Source organism: Paenibacillus polysaccharolyticus (assembly GCF_900102085.1).
Lineage (GTDB): Bacteria > Bacillota > Bacilli > Paenibacillales > Paenibacillaceae > Paenibacillus > Paenibacillus polysaccharolyticus.
In genome coordinates, this window is record NZ_FMVM01000002.1 from 374,241 (window position 1) to 396,967 (window position 22,727).

The following is a 22,727-nucleotide window of genomic DNA, read 5'->3' on the forward strand; positions in this document are numbered from 1 at the left end:
GGTGCAATAATGACATTAGAAATGACAGCAGATCCTACACGGAAACAGTTAGACCGAGGAGAATGGCGTTTCTTCCCACATGTCATTCTTCGGAGTGCAGGATTTCCTTTACATTGGTTACAACAACTTTCTTTTCTAAAAACATCAGCATTGATTTATGAAAAGAAACAGCAAGAAGCCAAGTGTAAAGAAGCGCTTAAGGATTTTAAAGTCGCACTAAGAAACATGCCTGAATTAACAAATCGACAACGAAAGAGATTACATCGCCAACTGGATCTGTACACCTGGCCAGCAGGTGAGGGAAGTGATGAACTACTAGGTAAGATTGAGAATCGTCGGCTCATGGAAACAAAAGAATTATTCGATACATTGAAGGAAATATCCGATCAAATAAACACGGTCTTTGCAGACGAGTTAAGGAGAAATCGCCGACATTTGCAACAAATATTTATGGAATATGAAAATCTTCAAGAAGCGACCTACCTGTCATCTCCGAACGCATATGAGACCGGATTACATTTGTTCATAAACAGTGAGCTAGATTCATCTCGTGCTAACAGCCAGCGAAAAAAGGAAAAGATGGCCACGAAGTATTTACAGAGGTTTACTTCAAAGAATGAAACGGCGAGTTTCTATGGGCCTTCTAACTACGGCGTGTTTACATCTCAACCTGGCCGGCTAGATGTCCGTGTTAACGGTAAAATACAGCGCCGAATATTTCTTGCTTACTGGGCAGTACAGAGCTTAGCTGACAAAATTGCAAATGATATACATGTGCAGCCATATCTGAAACCCAAACTCAGCCCATTTTTGAAAAGAGAAAATACACAGCTCAGACAAGTAGCAACGGACAAATTGCTTCGGCTTCCAAACTTATATCAACAAATTATTGAAGAGAGCAACGGAATAAAGAACGTTAGTGAGATTGCTCATGTTCTAGATTTGCCATTAACCGAATGTCTGTCACGAATTTTGAAATTAAAAGAAAAACGTGTCCTGGTTCTTGAGGTGGATTTCCCCACTTCCGTATTTGAAACGTTTCACGAATTAAAAGAATGGATCCATCAGCTGCCCAATGACTGTGCTTCGAAGGCGACCTGGCAAGAAATTGCCCATGAATGGTCTGACCTTTTAAACGAATGGAATCATAGCAGCACCTTTGAACAACGTCGAAAGCTGCTAAAATCACTTGAAATCTCCTTTGAAAAACATATCGGAGTTTCTTCTAGAAAAGATCAAGGAAAGCATTATAGCGACAGAATGATCGTATATGAAGAGGCTCATGGAGATGTAAGCACTTGTCTGATTGGACAAGATTTAAAGGAGCAATGGAAAGCGCAATTAACCCCTATTTTCCGTTTATTAACTTGCCGTGCTGGTATTGAACATCAGGCATTCACAACGTTTGCCTATGAACAGTATCAGAAATTTGAGAGCAAACCTAACTTTCTTTCCTTCGCACTGCATATGCAACAATGCAAACAGGATGCACTGGAGTACGTAAACAAAGAACTTCAGGCATTTGATCATAAGCTAGTTACAATGCTACAAGGAATCCCCCTAGATTCAGACAAAATCAATGTTACAGGAGAGGAGATTGAACGATTTTGTTCTCAATTTCCTTCAACAGATTTGGCTTTATTCAGCCCGGATGTAATGATGGCGGCGCCTGATGCGGAAGCAATAAATGAAGGGCAATATCAATTGGTATTGGGTGAAGTTCACAGTGGTATACAGGTATGGAGCGTGCTTGACTCCGTTTACCCTGAAAGAGACCAACTCAATGCGGAGATTTATCATCATTTAGGTGACCGTTTACAAGCCCTTTGGCTTGAACATGTAGGGCCAAGAGCACCCGGGAAGACGTTTAGGCCAGAACTAAGCGGGGGCATAACTATTGAAAACCTAGGTCGCTCCATGAAATCGCAAGATGAAGTAAGAGCGGTTTCCGAATTAGATCTAGTCTATGATGATCGCTTTTATATTGTAGAATCCGGACATAAAAAGATTATGGACCTGGAGACGGATGTTGAACCTCTTAATCAGATCTTTAGTTTCCCTTCCGTCAAGTCGTTTTCGCTTCATATGGGTGAACATACGCCCCGGATTGAGATTAATGGGGTCGTTTATCAGCGTGAACGCTGGAAACTAAACAGTCAAGAGATTCTAACGAGTGCGAGTGATCAAGACATTAACGATGGGTTGCTTATTGAATGGGCCATAGAGTTCAAAGAAACATATTCGATGCCTCGCTATGTATATGTGAGGGGAGATCGCGAGCCTAAACCCATTTTCGTTGATTTCGAAAATTTCTTCACCTTGGAATTACTGATTCAGCTTCTGAAGAAAAATGAGCTTGTAGTGATATCAGAGATGTTACCATCAGCGGATGATCTATGGTTTGAACGTCATGACAGCAAGTATACTTCGGAATTCCGGTTCAGTGTCATATATGAGAATCTGACCTAGCAGTATAACGTTAAGGTTAGGAGGAACTTATGAGAGAGAACTTTGATATATGTGTTATAGGAGGCGGCGTTATCGGTCTGTCTATCGCCATTCATGCAGCGCAAAAGGGAGCGAAGGTTGTCATCGTAGAGAAAGGACAACTTGGTCAGGAAGCATCGGGAGGCCGTGCTGGCTTGTTAACTACTGTCTCCGAAGGATCAAGTGAGGAACATCCTTACGCTAGATTATCCAGAGAAGCACTTCAATATCTTCTCCATTGGATACCTGAACTTCAAAGCAAAACACAGATCAGCAGCGGACTGGTTCAACAGGATTTATTGCGACTGTCCATAAATCACGAAGAGACCTCAATTCTTGAGGATACCTTTCAGCTTCAATCCGCAGCTAATCCGGGGACAACCGTACTGAGCGCTGAAAAAGCTAGAGAGATCGAGCCTTTGCTATCTCCCCATATTCAAATGGCAGTCCGCAGTCCAGGAGAATACCATGTAGACCCGGTACAATATTCTCATGCCTTAGCAAAAATGGCGAGGAAGTTAGGTGTAACGATCAAAGAACAGACCGAGGCTGTTCAGCTAATTCAACAAAACCAAAAACTGCACGGAATTTTAACGAATCACAATGATCAGATTCGAGCTAAAACGACTGTATTGGCTGCTGGAGCATGGTCTGCTTTACTTGCAAGATGGGCCAAGCTAAAGCTTCCCGTTTATCCTTTAAAAGGGCAGATCATCGTACTAAAACAGGGAAATATCGATCTGAACGTTATGATTAACACTTCCAGAGGCTATATTCTCTCAAAGCCAAATGGCACTGTTGTGTTGGGAGCAACCAACGAAAGAGAGAAATTTAACAAAGCTATTACTCCAAAAGGGTTGGAACAATTGCTCCCCTTATTTGACTACGTGCCTGAGCTTAAACGTTGCGAAATACAGGAATTATGGGCTGGACTTCGGCCTGCTACCTCTGATGGACAACCGATTATTGGGGCTGTCCCTGAATGGGAAGGATTTTATCTAGCGACCGGCCATACAAGGCATGGTGTCCTGCTTAGCGGTATAACGGGGCATCTAGTAACTCAGGAATTGGAAATGAACAAAACTCCCAATCTGCTGAATGCGTTCGGCTTCGAACGGTTCACAGCTGCAGGAATGAGGTGAAATCGGTGATGTGGTCTTTTTTATCGGATTATATTGTACGCAGTACTGGATTTCCTCAACATCTGATGGACACGCTTTTATTTTCAGAGACAATAAATCAAATTCAACATACAACTCAGCTTAGAGAGAAATTAGAAAAAGAACGGGAATGGTTTCTCACTACTTTTGATGAATGGGTTATTGTAGCACAACACATCTACCCTCAGGGAGATCCTGTGTTTAAAACGTTATACAACGTAAAAAAACGGATCACGAAATATGCTCCTTTATTAACTTATGACTGGCCTCACAATCTGCCTCCCGGGGAAGCATGGCTTAGAGAATACGAGAAGCAAAGAGCAACACTAGTGAAGGAAGAAGAAAACACCTTACATGTTCTGCATGAAGAGAAAAATAGGAAAATAATCCAGCTGCGATTCCTATTAAACCTACCAGACATCCAAGAAGCCATCGCCCATTCAAACCGTGAGGTATGGAATTCGTTGAACAGCTATCTTCAAAAAGAGACGAGTTCAATGAAACCTTCCAGAAGACGTTATGAAGAACGAACCTACATTAGTTACTTTCAGCGGTTTTTGTTCAAAAATGATACGACCAGTTTTTTTGGCCCATTAAATTACGGATCTTTCAAAGAACAAAATCAGAATATTGGTTTGACAAGAACGGGACACATCCCTAGCCAACGACGAACATTTCTTGCCTATTGGGCGGTCGAGTCTTTAGCTCATCAAATCAATCGCGAAGAGACATGGAGCCGGTTTTTCCCTCTGTCTTTACATGATAGTTTTTATCTGGACGAAACAGGCATTGTGCATGCTCAGAGTGGTAGAAAAATAGGAAGCCGAACCGAAATCATTAAAATTTTACAACAATGTGACGGACTGAAATCAGCGAACGACCTACTCGGTAACCATTCGGCTGCTGTTTTAAAACAGATGGAACTCTTAATCAACAAAGGTATCGTCATTCGAGGGTTCAGATTGACACCTTCTACACATCATTTACTTGAAGACTTAATTGAATTCGTTGAGAAGTTACCCGAAAGCTCTCGGAAAGAAAGCTGGCTACTACATTTGAGTCAATTTAAGAAGTGGCAATGGGAGTACAGTAACGGAAACGCGGAAAGTAAAGTGAAGATTATTCAACAAGCCGGCGAACTTTTTAAAAATCTCACAGGTATGGAGCCATATCAATCATCAGGGAAAAATTATGCGGATCGTAGTTTGTATTGTGAAGAATGCGCAGGAGATGTGACCCAGTTCATTTTATCCGAAAAAATAAAGGAAGATTTAGAACATCGTATATCTCCTTTGTTAGATTGGGGCTGGACACTGGCTAATCAGAAAAAGAATTTGGCACAATCTCAAGCCAGGCAGCTGTTCAAGCAATTAAGTAACGATTCGGGGTCACAACAAGTTCCTTTTTTAGTATTTTTACTTGCTCTACAGCAGCAAAGATTTCAATTAGAGGTAGAGGGGGCATCGCCTTCTGAACTCTTGAAGAAGTGGGTTGATGAAGAGGAACTGCAACATAGTAGGGTCGTTGAACTGAAGGAGGAATGGGTGGAAAACGTCATCGATCTTCCAGAAGCAGAGCAGTATCTATGTGTTACGTCCCCAGACGTCATGATTCAAGCCAAAAGCATAGATGAAATCAATAAAGGAAACTTCCAGTGGATCATTGGCGAGGTTCATTGGGGAACACAAGGGATGAGTAATTTGCTTTATTATCATCCGAATCGTGATCCATGGATCAAAGAGGTCAAACAGGCTATCGAAAGCTTGCCTAACGGAAAGCATATTGTAAATGTGGTTTTAAAGCAGAGAGCCGGAAAAAATTTCTTTCTAGAAATTTTCAATCGAAGTATTACACTCATGGGTTATTCGGCGAAAAACAAAGATGACGTGTTGTCGTTTAGCCAATTATATGTGGTCGAAGAGAATGGGGAACTATTGATTCGGGATATACATCATGAGCGGATTATTCCACACATGGGAGAACCAGACGATTTGGTATCGCTTGTTTTCTCTGAACCTAATGTTGTCGTACCCAAGTTTAAACTTCCTGGGCATACACCACGGATTCTGTTTCGTGACATTGTACTGCAGCGTGAAACATGGACCATGTCAACCGAAGAATGGCACAGCATTTTGACAGCGGATGAGAATAAGCGTTTTATAAAAGCCTGGCTCTTAAAGGAGAAGTATCAACTTCCTGATGAGGTATTTGTGCGTCTGGAGAGCGAGTTAAAGCCGTTCTATATTCATTTCAAAAATTATTATCTAGTTGATTTGTTACTTAAACATCTGGTTCCAGAGCAGAATGTAACCTTCAGTGAATTACTGCCGAACCGAGACTCTACTTGGTTTGAAAATGAGAAGGGAAGCTATTGTTGTGAACTCAGGGGCATTATGATTCGCCCTCCCATAAAGCAGAACAGCCTTAAGGAGGAACTTCAACATGCTGTTATCCAATCATGAGAAGAAGTGGACGTTGATGGATAGAATGATCCTTCGAACGACAGGTTTTCCTTTTGACATGGTGGAGAGATTAAATTCTCAAAAAGTAGTCGTTTCACTAGAGCGTTGGGAAGATATTCAACAGCGTAAAGAAGAGTTGGCCAAACAGTATCTTCAAACCATTTACGATCTGATGATGAGTTGGGAATGGAGTCAGACGGAAAACGAGCAACACCACCACCAAGTGAACAAGGTTAGAAAGTACTTTTTTAAAAGAACCCCTGTTCCCGGCGAAATGGTGCGTTGGTGGTTATCCAGAAACTACCCGAAAAAATGGAGGGAAATCCCTGTTTTGTGGAATGCTCTTTTTGAAGAGGAATCACGAGTTGAGTTAGAGGCAAAGGAGAAATTTGAACAAGAGTTCAGCAAAATAAGAGCAGGTCTTAAGGAAATTGCAGAAGATTCCCGTTTTCAGGAAGCAGTATATTTTAGCAGTCCGTCTGCTTATGAAGCATTGGAGAGGCACGCCAAGTTATGGCAACATTCTGGTAGGGAAGGCCCCTCTTTGAATAAAGAGGTTCGCAAAAATGAATCTTTAATCTTTGGTTATTTGCAGCGTTTTTGTACGAAAAACGATACAACCAGTTTTTTTGGGCCGATTAACTACGGGCGATTTGAACAAAAGAATGCTCGTTCGTTAGAAATACAGCATACAGAGGGAAGAACATTACAGAGAAAAGCAGCTACTTTTAGTCAATGGTGCATACGTGCAATGGCTTCAAAAATCAGTAGTGATCCTGCTGTTCTGAGACATATTGCTCCTAGTAAAAATCCGTTAGTTACCATGGTAGACAACAGACTAAAGTATCACTTCACGGACAAAACAAGGGTTCTTCCAGAAGTCTATCTCTCTCTATTAGAACGAATCGACGGTCAAACGCAACCACATGAGTTAGCCCGCTTAATAGATGAGCCCATTGAAAAAATAGATTACATGCTTGCACAACTCAAAAAAATTGGAGCGATTCGGCATGAGGTTGAGCTTTGTGCCACAAGGGTCCCATTACTAGAGGATTTAAAACGAATTGTAGAGCAACTACCTCCGGATGCTCGAAATCGTTGGGCTTCGTTAGTGGAAGAAGCTGTAACACTGAGAGATCAATTCGAAGCTTCGGCATGGCCTGAAAAAGCCCGTATTTTTGAAGCAACGGAAACGTGGTTTGGTTCGTGGCATGAAGATGAAGTTCGCCGTAAAGCGGGTACGCTCTATGGTGATCGGTTGATTCTTACCGAAGATTGTGTTGGCAGTGTAACCCATTTACAGATCGGCGGAGAGCTCTATGAACGGCTATATAATCAAAGCGTTCTCGTATTGGAATTTTTAAAAATCCCTGCAGCCTTGCGCTGGTTAGATTATCAGGAAGCCGCTCTTCTTGTTTATGAAAAATTAAGAGGGGAGAGGGACTCCATATCTTATACCGAGATCATTCAGAGTCTGGATAACCCTGGCTTAACTTTTGTTTCATCAAGAGTGAATGAATTTGAAAAAAAAGCAAGTTCAGTACTCCAGGAGACGACCGAGGGGTATGTGCTTGATGCGCATCAAGTAGAGCAGTTCATTCGAGAATATGAAGAAATCATAAATCAGGTGTATTCACATGCACCATTTAGTTTTCCTAGCCCGGATCTCATGATTGCTGCCCATTCAGTAAGGGATCTTGAAGAGGGAGCCTACCAAATTGTATTAGGAGAAATACATGATGACTGGAGTACGATTTATGATGGTGTGTTCGGCTTCTTTCATCCCGAAAATGAGAAAGTGAAAAAAGAGATGCAGGATTTTATATCTGCTTTGCCTGTATCATCTCAAATGTCTAGTGTTGTTTCTAACCGGCGCCATAAACATGTCACCCCGGAGTTACCTGGTTGGACCATTGAACTCGCATCGAAATCCACCAAAAGCAGGGAACAGATTATTCCTATTGGCGAAGTGAATGTTGTCAAACATGGAGAACATCTAACTCTTGAATATCAAGGCAAGGAAATCATCCTTTATCCCGGGGATGTCAGAACCATAGCTCATGGAGCGTTCTCTTTACCCCGGATCATTTCAATAAACCTATTGGATTCGCATGATCGAACAATGTTACCTCGAATTTATGTTGGAGAAATGGTGTATCAACGAAAAAAATGGAAAATCAATACACGGGATTATCAAAGCCAGACTGTGCCATCTGGATATGAACTTCTAAAAGAAGGTTACAAGTTCAAGGCTGCTCATCATCTTCCAACGCAGTTCTTTGTAAAGTGGTCGAATACTGAGAAGCCGGTATTTGTCGACATCCGAAATTACTGGGCTTTAGATTGGTTGTTCCGGATCATGAAAAATACTTCTTCTATTGAAATTACGGAATTTTTGCCTGCAGCAGACCAGCTATTCCTGGAGGGTGGACACGGTAAGCAAACCTGTGAATTCAGAATGGGATTTACATACTCCCATCAGCCATTTTCAACAAATTTAGAGGGTGTGTTAGCTAATGAATCTGTTAACAGATAGTTCTAAAAATACTTCGTCGCATGAGCATGATTTTTCCAGTGGTTGGCAGTGGTTTGGGCATTTCGTTTTGAGAAGCACAGGTTTCCCTTTCGAATGGTTAGCTGAGTTAAGAATGGAGCAAACCTCACTCCTTTTAAACCAGGATTCCAATCAAGAGCGAGCGGAGATTGTCTTTGAAAAAGAATTCGCGGAGAAAAGAACAAAACTAAAATACTTTTTTGATACGGAAGACTTTCGGCAGGCTATCTTTATATCGAACCCAGATATGTATCAGCATATTGATCGATATATGCAACACTTTTCAGCTTCCCAAAGACCTTCAAAGGTAAAACGAATCGAAAAAAAACTATTTTCTTATCTCCAGCGGTTTTGCGCTAAAAATGAATCGGCTAGTTTTTTTGGTCCATTGAATTATGGAAAGGTGGATCGTGAAGAGCCTTGCTACTGGAATGGAGAATGGGATCATCGAAGCTATTTACAAGATAGAGAGTCCTTTATATCCTATTGGGCTGTTAAGGAACTTATTAAAGCTGTGGCGGCTGAAAAGGAACTTAGTGCCTACGTCCCGTTGCATATTTCTGCTCGGACTATTTTAGAGAAAAATGAAATTCAAATCTCTTCAGAAAATCGAATCAAACTGCCTGCACAGTTGATGTCTATATTACGCTATATTCAGCAGTATTCACCATGTCTTGCGGAAGTCATGGAGGTACATTCGCATCTTGCACCAGCACAAATTAAAAAATGGATAGATCAACTCATCTCCAAAGGAATTTTACGAAAGGAATGGGTGATCCCATCCACATTGGTTCATCCCATTTCTATGTTTTTGAAACAGCTTCGAGCTCTGCCAGATAACGAAGTGAAAGAAAAATGGTGCAGTGAATTACAGGAACTATGTGGAATAGCAGAGCAATTGGCCGAACAACCCATAACGTCCAAGATAGAATGGGTTCACAAACTCGAAGAGAAATTTGAGCAACTAACGGGTAAGCCAAGCAGACGTGGCAAAGCTTCTTTATATGCAGACCGGTTTGTTTATTACGAAGATGCTCACGGACATATTAAGCATTTTACTTTGGGAAATCCCTTTATTAAAGATTTGGAGTCCAAGATGTCAGGGGTTCTGAATCTGAGCGCAGCATACGGGGAAGAAGTGTGGAACCACTACCAGCAGCTTGGGAAAAATGTGTTCGAAAGAATGGAAACGGTAGATCGTGAAGGCGTTCCTTTTTCTAAATTTATAGAGCAATTAAGAGAGCACTACCCAGATATACCCACTTTGCCGTCATTTTCGCTTACACAGCATCTGAGAGAAATGCTTGAAGAGAAGGGTTCGGAGTTGCAACAAGTCGAACTATCTTCCAAATCTATGCAGATCAAACGTTCCAATCGTTCATTATACGCTCTACCGGATCTATTTCTCCAGGCCAGGAATACAGAAGATTTACAAACCGGCAACGTACAAATCATTCTGGCCAAGCTGCATCATCATTTATTGATGAATAATTGGATGACCTATTTTTACAGAGAAAAAGAAAGTCTGGAGACAGAGCTGGTTCAACTATTGGAGCAGATGGATCAGACGGATGGTACTACGCTGGCCGGAATTGAAGTGATGCGCAGAAATAAAGCCTTTTATGATTATCCATCCAAAGTCATTGAGATCGCGGAGAAGCCTGCGCAGGGAAAGCCATCCATCCACTTGTCCGAATTAGTTGTAACAACAAATGATGAAGGACATCTCATTCTTATGAGAAAAGACAGCTTGGAGCAAATAGAGCTTTACATCCCTCTGGCCGATCAAGTATTTTACTTGCCTTTTGCAATATTTAGTAAACCTATGCTACTTCATGTTCCTATATCTACTGGAAAACATACACCTAGAATCGTGATTGATGGTGTAGTTTATCAACGAGAACGTTGGAGCTTTGAAGCAGAACCCTTGGATCTAACCTTTAAAGGTTTGCATGGCCTTGAATTAATGAAGAAAAGCGAGGAATGGAGAATAAAAGAAGGCCTTCCTGAAATCATTTATATGAAAGGATCTAACGTTAGGAAACCTTATTTTATTGATTTCAAAAATTACTTTTCTCTTGAACTGATGCAGCAGATTTTAATGGACAATGACAATGTGATGATTGAAGAGATGCTTCCGGGCCCGAATCATCTATGGTTGACCTCAAACAAAGGAAGCCATTCTTGTGAGCTCAGAATGGGTGTTTACAAAATCGGAACAAAGGAGGAGGAAGACCATGTATAAAGATCCTTCTACCCTTGTTACGCATGAAGAAATCAGAGTCTCTATTTCCTTCGAAGAGAAACTGTTCCATTCATTCTACGGGTTAAAGGAATGCTGGTGGCAACTTCGAGACGTTGTTGAGAACCATCACCCCGAGTTGAAGCGACGATTCTCAGCTGAGTTACAATTTTTATTCCCAGAAGAATCGTTTAACGAGCGTATAGACCCTTTAGAAGCGCTGGCTGCAGGTTCTTCCGAAAGAAGGTTATCCAAAGAATCCGAACAGATTTTTCGCGTCGTTTGGGGCATATCCAAGTTAATTCAGTTTGTAAGTTATCACAGTCCTCTACAAATTCGTTTTTATAACCTAGCAGAGGCGGACCGAGTTAGTCTTCAATTTATCAGTTATCTTTCTTCATTGAAGGGAAACATGAGACTACGAATACATGTTGGCGAGGTTCCAGTAAGCTGGGATGAAGAATGCAAACTCTTGCGCTTTGAACTTCTGCGGTTATGGAAGAAGAGCCTATATAAGATTGATGAAATTGAAGCCCCATTTGAACAAGTAACACAGAGTAGATCTTTATCCTTCGATGAAAAAGTCTCGTTATCCTGGTTTCAGCATCGTGAATCCAGCGACACTTACGATATTGAGGAAACCATTCAGCGGTTGGTTATGGATGGGAATTATGAAGCTGGTCTGGCACTGATTCAAGAAGGACTGCAACAGATTAGCGATAAGGAACGCCTAGCAACCTTTTGGATGAAAAAGGGGCTTGTATACGCCTTCATTGGCAACTACAACAGGTCAATAGCTTGTTACAAACATCTATTTTCACTCTCGATGAATGCTCAGAAACGAACTGCAACCTGCATGTACCTGGCTCTGCTCTCTAGTAAACGACTGGATCAGGAAGACGAAGCACAGTCTTGGATTAATAAAGGGATGCAAGAGGCCGAACAGTTGGAAGGGAAAGAAGCCGATATTGAAAAGGGCTGGCTATTTAATGTCCGTGCATTGTCTGCTTTCCGGGAAAAGAACTACCGTGAGGCTTTAGAGTACAGTCAATCTGCTCTGAAACGAATTAAGAATCATCAAGCAGGAGATGCACTTCATTTAAAAATTAATGTTATTTCTAATTTAAGTGTACTTTTTGAAAAAATGGGGTTGAGCGATAAAGCACTGGCGACTTGGCAAAAATTTGACCAATTTATAACCCGTGGCACAACCGCAGCGTTTAGCAAAACTTATTATTTCCGATTGGGAGCACTCCTTGTAGTGTCCGGTCAGCAAAAAGAGGGTATTGCACACATCATGCAAGCTTATGAAATTGCAAAAGGGATTGACGACGTGTTCCATGCCGCCTTTATTGCCCAGGAGCTGGCGATCTATGCCTACAATGACAATAATTTCGATCAAGCTGTCCACTGGCTGGAACAGTCGGCGTCTATGGCAATGGAGTTTGGTGATGAGGAGATCGCTTCGCTGCAGAGGAGAAGAGTCGAGATATTACAACAACATGATTCCATGATGATAAAACCACAATTGGATCTGGGTTTACCGATTACGAAAATCGGTCGTCCCTTTTATCCGATCCATAATCCTAATCCGTTAATCCAACAGTAACTAGAATACGATGTTTGGAGGTATGAACAGGATGGATATCAACGAAAATTTGGACTGGACGTTTGTATCAAAATTGGTTGTCAGAAAAACGGGGTTTCCTTTTGAAATACTAGAGCAGCTCCACTGGAAAGAAACTATGCAGCAGTTAATCGTTGTCACTTCCTTAGACAAAGATAAAGAATTACTAACGGAACAATTATTACGTGACATCATTCCTCGGTCCGTCAAACTGTATGCCGAACAGAACCAAAAATCGATCTTACACCTCCTGTCCCGAATTCGGAAATATCTAGCAAAAAATGTGATACGAAACCGTGAACTGGAGGAAGTGAATCAATTCTTTCCTTCGGATCACCCTATGCGTAAAGGTTTGCAGAGATGGCATGATGTTGATCTGCTTATCCATGAAACCATAAGACGGGCTGAGGCTAAATTTCTTGAAGAACTAAAGATGAATAGGCAACAACTCCAGAAAATATTTCAAGATCCGTATTTAGCAGAAGCCGTATATATATCTAATCCGGATGTTTTCAATATTTCCTATCCTCGTTTTATGACACATCGGGACTATGAGAGTCGACCTTCGAAAATTAGAACACTGGAAATGCGTTTTTATTCTTATTTGCAACGTTTTTGTTCGAAAAATGATACCGCCAGTTTTTTCGGACCAATGAATTATGCAGAGTGGGATATGGAATCGCATGAACCAGTGCATTATGAAGCACACTCGGGCAAATTCGCAGAGCGCATCATCCATTACTCCTTCTGGATGGTCAGAGAGCTCGCCAAAGGTATGACAGAAGAGCAGGAAATCCAAAAATTTCTGATTCCCAGACTGCACCCGATGTGTACACTCCAACAAAATAAACTGTTCTTTTTACACCTGAATAAAGAGGTCTTACTCCCTACAAAGTACGAAAAGATTGTCCAGGAAATATCGAATGAAGAGCAAAATCTGCATCAATTGTCAGCAAAATTGGGTCTGAGTATTCCTGAACTTACGAGGTACATCAAACAACTGGCCGATAGAAACATCGTTCTTTTTGAAATTGAGATTCCTTCTACCATTTTTGATCCGTTAAATTACTTGTATTCATGGTTAAAGGATCTTCCGCTAAACAACGGCAGTAAGAGAAAATGGCTCGACATATTGGAGCAGTTTATCCATCTGAAAAAAGAAGCATTAGCGAAAGATTTAGATCATCGTCAAGATGTCACCGGTCGTATGGAACAACTTTTTGAAGAAGTTACTCGTTCCTCGGCACGGCGAAGCCAAGGGCAAATGTATGCGGATCGAACGTTATACTATGAAGAATGTAAGGGAACCATTGATAGGCTGTCGTTTGGACAGAATTTCTACGATGATTTTATGGAAAGGCTCAAACCGGTTCTTGATTTAAGTGCCGCCTACGGTGATGTAATGAGGGATTATTACCAAACCATTGCACAACGTATCTTTGAAAAAATAAAAGACAATCGAACTCACATTCCATATTCAGAATTTATCTATCAATCCCAAGCCTTATTGGCTGAAGCCAAGGTTGACCTTTCTTTTCCTGCATTAGACCAATTTCATACGCTGCTTGATGAACTGGTTCAGAATCGGCAGGAAGGTTCAATCGCTCACATCACCTCTGAAGATGTCGAGCATTTCAAACGCTTCAGGAAATTTGAGGAGTGTCATACTTCTCCAGATGTCATGTTTTCAGCTAAGAATTTAGATGCACTATCCAAAGGAGATTACAAAATCATTTTGGGTGAGGTCCACCAATTTATTGCGATGTGGGGTTCACAACTTCTCTTTGATTCGAAAAGAGAGCAGGTAAATGAAGAGATTAATCACATGATTTCCGATATGCCCATGTACCAAAACCTCTCTGTCATCCTCAATACAAGGAGGCACAAAGGACTTATTCATGAAACTTTTCCGGGCACGATTATCAAACTATTTGGTACACCATCCACAAGAGCTCAAGACGTAGTGTCCATTCGTGATCTAGTTGTAACCTATGAAGATCGGGAATTGAAATTAATAGATCAGGATCAAAGACAGCTCTATTTATACAATAGCGGAGACGAGAACATTCATTTATGGGCTTTTGCTCCCTCACGTGTGAGTTCGCCTGTAGTCCGAATTTCGGAGCATACACCAAGGATTGAAATTAACGGTGTAATCTTTCAGCGCGAGCGTTGGGAACTCGGAGAAGCAACTTTAGAAGGGCTGCGTAACGCCAAGGATGTGTTTGGCATTTTTGTTGAAATGCAACGTCTTCGTGAACAACACCAACTTCCAAGATATGTATTTTTTAAGGTGGGTTCAGAGAAAAAGCCATTTTTCTTTGATTTCGAAAATTTCTTTGCAATCGAACTGCTCCATAGTTTACTCCAAAAAAATAAAGGTGTAACTTTCATTGAAATGGAACCCTCGCCCGATCATTTGTGGCTTAAAGATGAGGAGGGCAAATACTGTTTTGAGATGAGGGGAACTGTTTTTCAAAAAGGAACATCCGTATCCGAACGATTAGGAGGTGAGCGGTATCGTGACTCCAAAGTGGGAGCACTTTCCTGAATTTATTTTACGCTCAACCGGGTTTCCTGTGGAATGGATACAACAACTTCGCTTTGAAAAGACCGTTCAAACGTTTCATCAACGCTATGACATAGAGAGAGCTATAGAACAGGGTATTACCCAATTGAAGGAATTGGAACGTGCCGACTCCATCTCAAACGCAGTACTTCCTTTTTGGAAAAAAGCTCGCAAAACGATGTCGAAAAGAAAACCAATACATCTGGAGCTCATCACAAGCCTTGAAACAGGTGGATTAGACTCAAACGCATTAGATGAATTAAAACGTTATCAAATAAATGTTGAACGTTTGGAAATGGTCTGTGAAGAAAGTAATCAAGTATTCAAAGAGGAACTTTGTTTAAAACAACGTCAATTACAGAACATCTTTAAGAACGTGCGATTACAAGAGGCTGTTTTTCAACAAAGCCCATCCATGTATAAGAACGCATTATTACCCTATCTGCAGAATTCTCTAGAAAAAAGGAATGCAGAAGTAAAGCGGATAGAGCGACAATTAATTTCCTATCTGCAACGATTTTGCACAAAAAATGAAACCACGAGTTATTTTGGTCCTATTCAATACGGCAAATTAACAAATATTGATGAAGACGTGACATACACTATTAGCGTTTCAGGACAAGAAAGGGAGCGGAGAACCTTTTTCCCCTACTGGGCAGTGTCCAGTTTAGTCAACGTCTTGAAGGTCAAAGAAGTGTTTAGACCCTATTGTAGTGTGAAATTATCTTATCTGCTTAACAAGGAAGGCTCCACACTTTATTTCCCTCATTCCGGGAAACGCATTACACTTCAGGAGCGTTATCATCCATTGATTGAGGGGCTTTCTCATGATTTTCAAACCATATTGGAGCTGACGGATCATTTACCTTGGACGTACGAAGAAACAGAACCAATGTTATCGAGGCTCGAAAGCAAAAAATGGGTTGACATTGAAATACCCATTTCCATTACGGAACCAGATGCCCTACGCAGTTTAAGAGAGTGGCTGAACAATCCAGTCTTACCCACACATCCAGAAGTAACCTTATGGAGACAAAGGATTAATTGGCTCTGGGATTTAAAAAATTCATATGCCTCATTTCCATTGGAAGAAAAGATGAATGCATTGACCCAACTGGAGCAGTCTTTCACGGAATGGACAGGGGAGAATCCCCGAAGAAGTGGTGGGGCTATATATGCAGACCGTACTCTTTTGTATGAAGAAAGCCACGGTCCATTAGATGAATTACAGATAGGTGGCACCATTGAAGCGGTTATTCGGGAAAGCGTACCTAAATGGCTCAATCTCTGCGCTAAACATGGCCAAGAAAAGTATGAGAAACAGCAAAAACTGGCGAAAGAGATATTTACCGCCCTATATCCGTCAGCAAAAGAGGTACCTTATCTGAAATTTATAAAGGATGTTACTCAGCATCCTGAAGCTCAGATCTGGGAAAATCGATGGCAAAACATACAAACGGATACAGAGCAGCACGTGCAATCCTTTGTTCAAAAGAGCAATGACTTTGTTGTTGAGCTTCCTAACGATTCACCCTATGAATTTGATTCAGACCTCTGCTGGATTAACTCTCCCGACCTGATGCTAGCCAAAAAGAATGATGGTACTTATCAAGTTATACTCGGAGAAATCCACGATACCGTTATGATATGGGGATGGGCATTGCAATTTCATAGTGATGAAGAAAATCTAACATCACAATTAGAAAACAAGATTAAAAGTAGCACAATGCATCAACCTATGTTGAATCTATTATCCAATAAACGATTTAAAATTGTACCCTTCGAATATCCTGGCATAACCGCACAAATGAGCAGCATATCGAATAGCCCAAATCAAAAAATTCCCCTGGCTCAAGCGAAGGTGCAATGTTTAGACAACGGTGTTGCTATATCTCTTCCAGAGGACGATGGCATGTATCGTATTTATAACGGTGAACTTCACACGATGGTACATTCGTTCTTCGCTTTACCTAAAGCGGTGCCATTTGTTATTAACACAGGCTCATTCACTCCAAGATTGATGATGGGGGAAGTAGTTGTGCAAAGAGCTAAATGGCAGATCAAAAAGGAAAATTTCTGGGATGGAGTATATAAAGGCTCTTCCAGTGAACTTTTTTATGCTGCTTTTAAATTTCATTTGGTAAACGGACTCCCCAAAGAAGCATTCGTTAAAACGGCGAATCAGCCTAAGCCATTTTATATTGATTTTGAGAACTACTTTCTTCTGGAAATGTGGAATGCATTCTGGACTGACGAGGAATGTACTCTAAGTGAAATGTTACCCGGTCTGAACGAAACCTGGCTAACCAAAGGTCACGAGCAACATCATACAGCCGAATTAAGAATAAGCTGCTTTGTTGAAAGGGGAAATGGGCATGACTCTTCCGATTAAAGTAATCTATCCACCTTTGAAAGATCCCTCCGAAATTCCTTTTTTGTTAACGTCCTGTATCTCTTCTGTACAAGCTTCTTATACGGAGATTGAATTTGTAGACGCCAATCTTTTGTTTTGGAACGATGTCGTAGATTCAGATGCGGTAAAAGAACGGTATCAACAACTTGAATCTGAATGGGATCAACTGCATGTTCGAAACGAAATTCAACCAGAAGATCAAGAGTATGTGAGAGGTTTGATTAGGGCCTTTTTGAGAAGGGACCTCATAGAAAAAAACCTTCCTGAAGCGGTACAAGCGATGAAGACAAAATGCGGTGTACGCGAACGGGAAGAGGCAAGAAATCTGATCCGGTATGCAATAGAGCTTTTTCAACTGCCTTATCTCCCAACTCAATTAGCAATGAATGATATTAATTTACTGTATTCCACTGAAAGTACAGCGCAACTGGAGAAGAGCGTTACTGACGAGAAAACAAATCCCTTTAAGCCATTCCTGAAATCCATTATAGAAACCGAAGAGAGAGAATGGATCATTTGGATCGAGTCAGATCAACAAATCGTTTCAGCCTACACGCTGACCGCCCTTATTCGTGAAAAGAATTCAAATGCGTCGATTTCCTGGGCTGGCCCGTTTTTTTCGGATTTTGGGAGAGCTTTAATCAGCAATCCTCCGATGAACCTAGCCCAGGTTATAGCTGTTAGACATCCTCAGGACTTCATTTTGCATCAAAGCTCTAAGCATGACATCAGCTGGGGATTCGGGGAATTAGAGTCAGCTGAATATTGGACTCCTTACCGAGATGTTCGAGTACAGAAGAACTGGATGCAGGACGATTCATTTTTCTCCTGGTTAACCGAGAGCAAGCACTTAGCGGATAAACGCCTGTATTTTTATGAACCTACGACTTTGAAAGAAGCTCTACACTTTGGAGAACGCTTGGAAAAATCACATACTGAAGTCCCTTGGGGGATCTATCTCAAATTCGATCAATCCTTGAAAGAGGATGAATTGATATGGCTAAAGAGTAGAGGGCTACGGTGGGTCCACTGGGAGATCAAGGGTTGGCTTGAAAGGGATAACGTTGAACAGGTCAAGCAAAAGATGCTTCAAACTTGGCAAGCATGCAGGTCTCAGCAACTTCCGGTGTACCATTCTGTCGTTCTAGGTTATCCGCTGACTTCTCCGGAAGGATTTACAGAATTTATATCCTTTCTGAAAGAACATTCCGAATGGACAGATCGTTATATTCGTTTCAAAATTTTCCGTCTTTATGAGGGTAGCAGCTTTTGGAATAAATCCAAGGAATACGGAATCGAGTGGATCGCTGAGAAAAACCCGGAGAAAGATTTGCAACGGAGTTATCCTTTCCGAACAGAAACGGGTTGGGACAGTAAACATTTTCTTAGCTTTGCCTCTTCACTAGTAGGGGAGCTTCAACATAAGGAAAGATACGACTTTCCTCGTGATGTGCTGGCTGTAGATGATACGGAGCTCTTCTTAGATCCACCTCGAAAAGCGGATTCAGAAGCTGAACCCGTGTTGAAGCAAGATTTAGTAGTGTCGCTCTCACCTTCATGTAAAATGTACACCTTACCTTACTCTCTATCGGAATTAGAAAAAAATATGCAACCAACTGTTCCAGGTAAGGAGAAGGAGTACGCTAGCGTAGCCATTGAGAGAAAGGAAACACGTATACTGTATGATTGTAAAAAAGATAGCTTTATCACGATCTCTCCAGCTATCGTCACCGTTCTTACACAATGCAAAAATCCAATCACAATAGGCAATTTATTGAACAAGTTTCCAGAGAAGCAGGAGGCCTCCGTAAGAAAGCTATTACTTAAGTTATACACGGGGGGAATATTGGTTGAAGAAACTGGAGCAACGATCTCCTCATAAGGGATCCAAAGTGACTTATTATATCCTATCTTTCTTTTGGCGCTCTGTTTACTTTTGGAGAAGGGATACAAATTCCCTTTATCATCTTGGAAATGTATATTTTGCTCACGGCCACCTATTCAAAGCAACACAACTGTGGAACAATGTCGTTCTTAAAGACCCAAGTCATTCTAAGGCGTGGCATAATTTAGTACAAGCTGCTATTTCGAAGGAAGAATGGATGCAAGCAACGACTGGCTTATCTGCGCTTTGCCGATTGCACCCTGATCACTTGGAATACGCTACGTTGTATTCACAAATTCTGAAAAAACAAAATAGAACGAACGATATGGAGCAGTTATATCTCAATTATGTAGATAGCGTCCATAAAAAATGGGCAATAACTGAACTGGCGCTACTGTATATTCGTACTAAGAAAGAACAAGAAGCATGCTTATGGCTTACCCCTTACTTGAAAGAACATCCCCAAGATGCTTATGGCTGGCGATTGCTCGGGATAAGTTATATGAAGTTAAAAAAATATCCCAAGGCTTTAGGAGCCTTGCAAGAATCTTACGGTTTACATGCCGACACGGAGGTTAAGTCATGGATTGTAAAAATGAATAGCAGGTTAGAACAATTGAAAAATACCAATTAAAAAACAATTAAAACCTTTTTAGTAGAAATAGGAGGAGCGATATGGCTAAAATTGTTCTGATTAATGGAAGTATGAATCCAAATTCGCTAGGAAAAAAACTGTTAAACATGGCAAGTCGAACGCTGCAGAAGAAAGGACACGATACAGAGATCATTTGTGTATGTGATACGAACTTTCCTTTATACAGCCCAGTAGTACCTCTAACAGAAGAGATGAATATCGTTTCAGAGAAAATAAAGGCGGCTGATGCTTTCATTATTTCTTCGCCAGAGTATCATGGAGGGTACTCTGGCGCACTGAAAAACTTACTGGACTACCAAGATGGATCAGGATTTAAAAATAAAACCATCGCACTAATGTCAACTTCAGGCGGAATGAGATCAGGCATCAATACCCTGAACTCGATGCGCTTAATATTTCGTTCTTTACATGCTCATGTTATTCCTCAGCAAATCTCCGTGTGTGAAAAAGAGTTGTCAGAGAATAACGAATTAAGCGAAGAAGCTCAATCACAGTTTAAAAGCGTCCTCTTAGGTTTGTTACAAGAGGTCTCCTATCGATTCCAACATAGATCGTGAGTGTGATGAACATGGAAACGTATGGTCATGTATTTGCCGGATTATATAATAAAAAATGGTCAAACTTCGCTCTTCAAGCAGCGCCAAGAATTTGGAAATATTACGTTGAACAGGCTATACACCTTGATAACAATTACGTTCTTGATTTATGTTGCGGAACAGGGCACTTAGCTCATTATTTTCTAAAAAAAGAATTTCAAGTAACGGGTATCGATCTTTCCTCAGGGATGTTGAATTACGCAAAGCGAAACAATTCCAGATATGTTGAGACAGGACAGGCTGCATTTGTACAGGCAGATGCAACTGATTTCAAGTTGGAGCAGAAATTTGGTCTCATTGTTTCAACATTCGATGCCCTTAACCATTTACCTGATATGCATGCCTTAAAGAGATGCTTTCGTTCCGTTTATAACGTGACCGATGATCACGGGATCTTTATTTTTGATCTGAATACCAATAAAGGTCTTAAAGGATGGACCAATATCGTGATTGAGGACAATGAGGAATCCATGATTGTATCTAGAAGTTTCTATGACGAAATGAATTTAAGAGCCGTTACAAATATGACAGGTTTCTCTAAAAACCAAAATGGGGATTACGACAGATTTGTACATTCAATCACCAATACCTGTTTTAGGTTAGATGAAGTAAAGGCCTCTCTTCTAGAAGTGGGATGGAACCAAGTCCACTTTTCCAAATTGAAAGACTTATCCGCTCCTATTGAAACCCCGGAAGAAGAGGACCGTGTTTTTATTGTTGCGCAAAAGAACGAATCTTCTGATAATATGAAAGCACACATGTCGAGGAATTAAAAACACTCTCATTTAAGTCGCTAATTTAGCGACTTTTTATGTTAATGGGAACAGTTTTCCATAGAGCTAAAATACACGGAAGGATATTCGAAGAAAGGATTGTAACATGACCTGAATATGGTTTAGAAAATGGCGTAATTTGTTGGTCTGTTGTCACCCTGTGCTAGTTACATATCAGAAAGTTAAGGGTATCATCATATTCATGAGTCAGCGAAGACGAGGGAGGTTTGTCATTCGAGTGTGTCAGTCAACAGAAGGAGGTACAAATGAATGTCATCCCATTCCTATAACCGTATCAAAATGCCACAAGGTCTCTGGGAAGGACTGCGTCAGTTAGGGATTGCCTCACATGATCTAGCTCGTAAAGCCGGATTACCGCTTACCATCATTTCCGAAACGACGGTAAATACCGCTCAATATTATGCTATTTGGCAAGCGTATTCTGACCTTTCAGGCGATATTGCCCAAGGGCTCATCAATCTTGCAACCGTTTATGAAGTAACGAAGTATCCACCGCCGATATTAGCCACTTATCATGCCCGTAATTATCGCGATGCATTGCATCGGATGGCCAGGTATAAACAACTTTGTCCTCCCGAAAGATTAAAGATGGTTGAGGCGGGGGAGAGTTTTACAATTGATCTGGAGTGGATCATCACCGATCAGACTTGTCCGCCATTACTGGTCGGCATCACATTAGCATTCCTGCTTGAATTGGGACGGAAGGGAACAGGACGGCCTCTTATTGCAAGTGCGGTAGAATTTACTCAACCGATGGGAGATGAAAAAGCTCTCGAAGCTTATTTTGGTTGCCCCGTCCAGACAAATGGCAGTAGAAATCGGTTGACGTTACATCGAAAAGACCTGGATCTTTCTTTCCTCACCTACAATGAAGAGTTAATTGAGATTTTGAGCCCTGCACTGGATCATACGCTACATGAATACAAAGTAAATCGTTCCATGTCGGACATGGTCAAATGGATCATGAAGCGTAGCTTAAGCGCCGGACGTCCAGAAGTACAGACTATCGCTAAGGAATTGGGCATGAGTGACCGCACTTTACAGCGCCGATTAACGGATGAGAAAACAAGTTTCGTACATCTGCTCACCCAGGCAAGGCATGAACAAGCACGGATGTACCTGGCAGACTTATCGCTTGATATCAAGGAAGTCGCATTCCTGATCGGATATGAAGATCAGAATTCATTTTACCGTGCATTTCGTGCTTGGGAAGGAGATACACCTGCCAATTGGCGAAGCGAACATGCGTAGAGATACGCCAAACTAGACAGAAATGGAGAAAT

13 protein-coding genes are annotated in these 22,727 nt (G+C 41.2%); all 13 read left to right on the forward strand.

What is annotated here, in order from left to right; translation table 11 throughout:
- Window positions 1-9 precede the first annotated feature (9 nt).
- The 13 genes from BLQ13_RS04130 (at window position 10) to BLQ13_RS04190 (ending at window position 22,695) form a co-directional block, all read left to right on the forward strand.
- On the forward strand, window positions 10-2,469 hold the full coding sequence (locus BLQ13_RS04130; protein WP_090916278.1) for a lantibiotic dehydratase family protein: 2,460 nt from the start codon (window positions 10-12) through the stop codon (window positions 2,467-2,469).
- 29 nt (window positions 2,470-2,498) lie between these two features.
- On the forward strand, window positions 2,499-3,629 hold the full coding sequence (gene thiO, locus BLQ13_RS04135) for a glycine oxidase ThiO (protein WP_090916280.1): 1,131 nt from the start codon (window positions 2,499-2,501) through the stop codon (window positions 3,627-3,629).
- A gap of 8 nt (window positions 3,630-3,637) precedes the next feature.
- On the forward strand, window positions 3,638-6,109 hold the full coding sequence (locus BLQ13_RS04140) for a lantibiotic dehydratase (protein ID WP_090916282.1): 2,472 nt from the start codon (window positions 3,638-3,640) through the stop codon (window positions 6,107-6,109).
- Complete coding sequence (locus BLQ13_RS04145) at window positions 6,090-8,645, forward strand: lantibiotic dehydratase (RefSeq protein WP_090916284.1); 2,556 nt, start codon at window positions 6,090-6,092, stop codon at window positions 8,643-8,645. Before BLQ13_RS04140 ends, BLQ13_RS04145 begins: the two co-directional genes overlap by 20 nt.
- Window positions 8,626-10,908: a lantibiotic dehydratase gene (locus tag BLQ13_RS04150; RefSeq protein ID WP_090916285.1), complete on the forward strand. Its 2,283-nt coding sequence runs from the start codon at window positions 8,626-8,628 to the stop codon at window positions 10,906-10,908. Before BLQ13_RS04145 ends, BLQ13_RS04150 begins: the two co-directional genes overlap by 20 nt.
- Window positions 10,901-12,514 (forward strand): hypothetical protein, encoded by a 1,614-nt coding sequence (locus BLQ13_RS04155; protein ID WP_090916287.1) that lies wholly within the window; start codon window positions 10,901-10,903, stop codon window positions 12,512-12,514. Before BLQ13_RS04150 ends, BLQ13_RS04155 begins: the two co-directional genes overlap by 8 nt.
- A gap of 31 nt (window positions 12,515-12,545) precedes the next feature.
- Window positions 12,546-15,083, forward strand: coding sequence for a lantibiotic dehydratase (locus BLQ13_RS04160; protein ID WP_167375635.1), 2,538 nt, complete (start codon window positions 12,546-12,548; stop codon window positions 15,081-15,083).
- Window positions 15,055-17,493, forward strand: coding sequence for a lantibiotic dehydratase (locus tag BLQ13_RS04165; protein ID WP_090916291.1), 2,439 nt, complete (start codon window positions 15,055-15,057; stop codon window positions 17,491-17,493). The genes BLQ13_RS04160 and BLQ13_RS04165 overlap by 29 nt, the downstream gene beginning before the upstream one ends.
- Window positions 17,477-19,396 carry a hypothetical protein gene (locus BLQ13_RS04170; RefSeq protein WP_090916293.1) on the forward strand — a complete coding sequence of 640 codons (1,920 nt, stop codon included), beginning with the start codon at window positions 17,477-17,479 and terminating at the stop codon, window positions 19,394-19,396. Before BLQ13_RS04165 ends, BLQ13_RS04170 begins: the two co-directional genes overlap by 17 nt.
- Window positions 19,365-20,033: a tetratricopeptide repeat protein gene (locus BLQ13_RS04175; protein ID WP_090916297.1), complete on the forward strand. Its 669-nt coding sequence runs from the start codon at window positions 19,365-19,367 to the stop codon at window positions 20,031-20,033. The genes BLQ13_RS04170 and BLQ13_RS04175 overlap by 32 nt, the downstream gene beginning before the upstream one ends.
- A 41-nt stretch (window positions 20,034-20,074) precedes the next feature.
- Window positions 20,075-20,611 (forward strand): NADPH-dependent FMN reductase, encoded by a 537-nt coding sequence (locus tag BLQ13_RS04180; RefSeq protein ID WP_090916298.1) that lies wholly within the window; start codon window positions 20,075-20,077, stop codon window positions 20,609-20,611.
- 11 nt (window positions 20,612-20,622) lie between these two features.
- The gene (locus tag BLQ13_RS04185; RefSeq protein ID WP_090916523.1) at window positions 20,623-21,423 is read left to right on the forward strand and encodes a class I SAM-dependent DNA methyltransferase; all 801 of its coding nucleotides are present in this window, start codon (window positions 20,623-20,625) and stop codon (window positions 21,421-21,423) included.
- A gap of 270 nt (window positions 21,424-21,693) precedes the next feature.
- Entirely contained in the window at window positions 21,694-22,695 is a 1,002-nt protein-coding gene (locus BLQ13_RS04190; RefSeq protein WP_090916300.1) for an AraC family transcriptional regulator, read from the forward strand.
- Window positions 22,696-22,727: the final 32 nt, after the last annotated feature.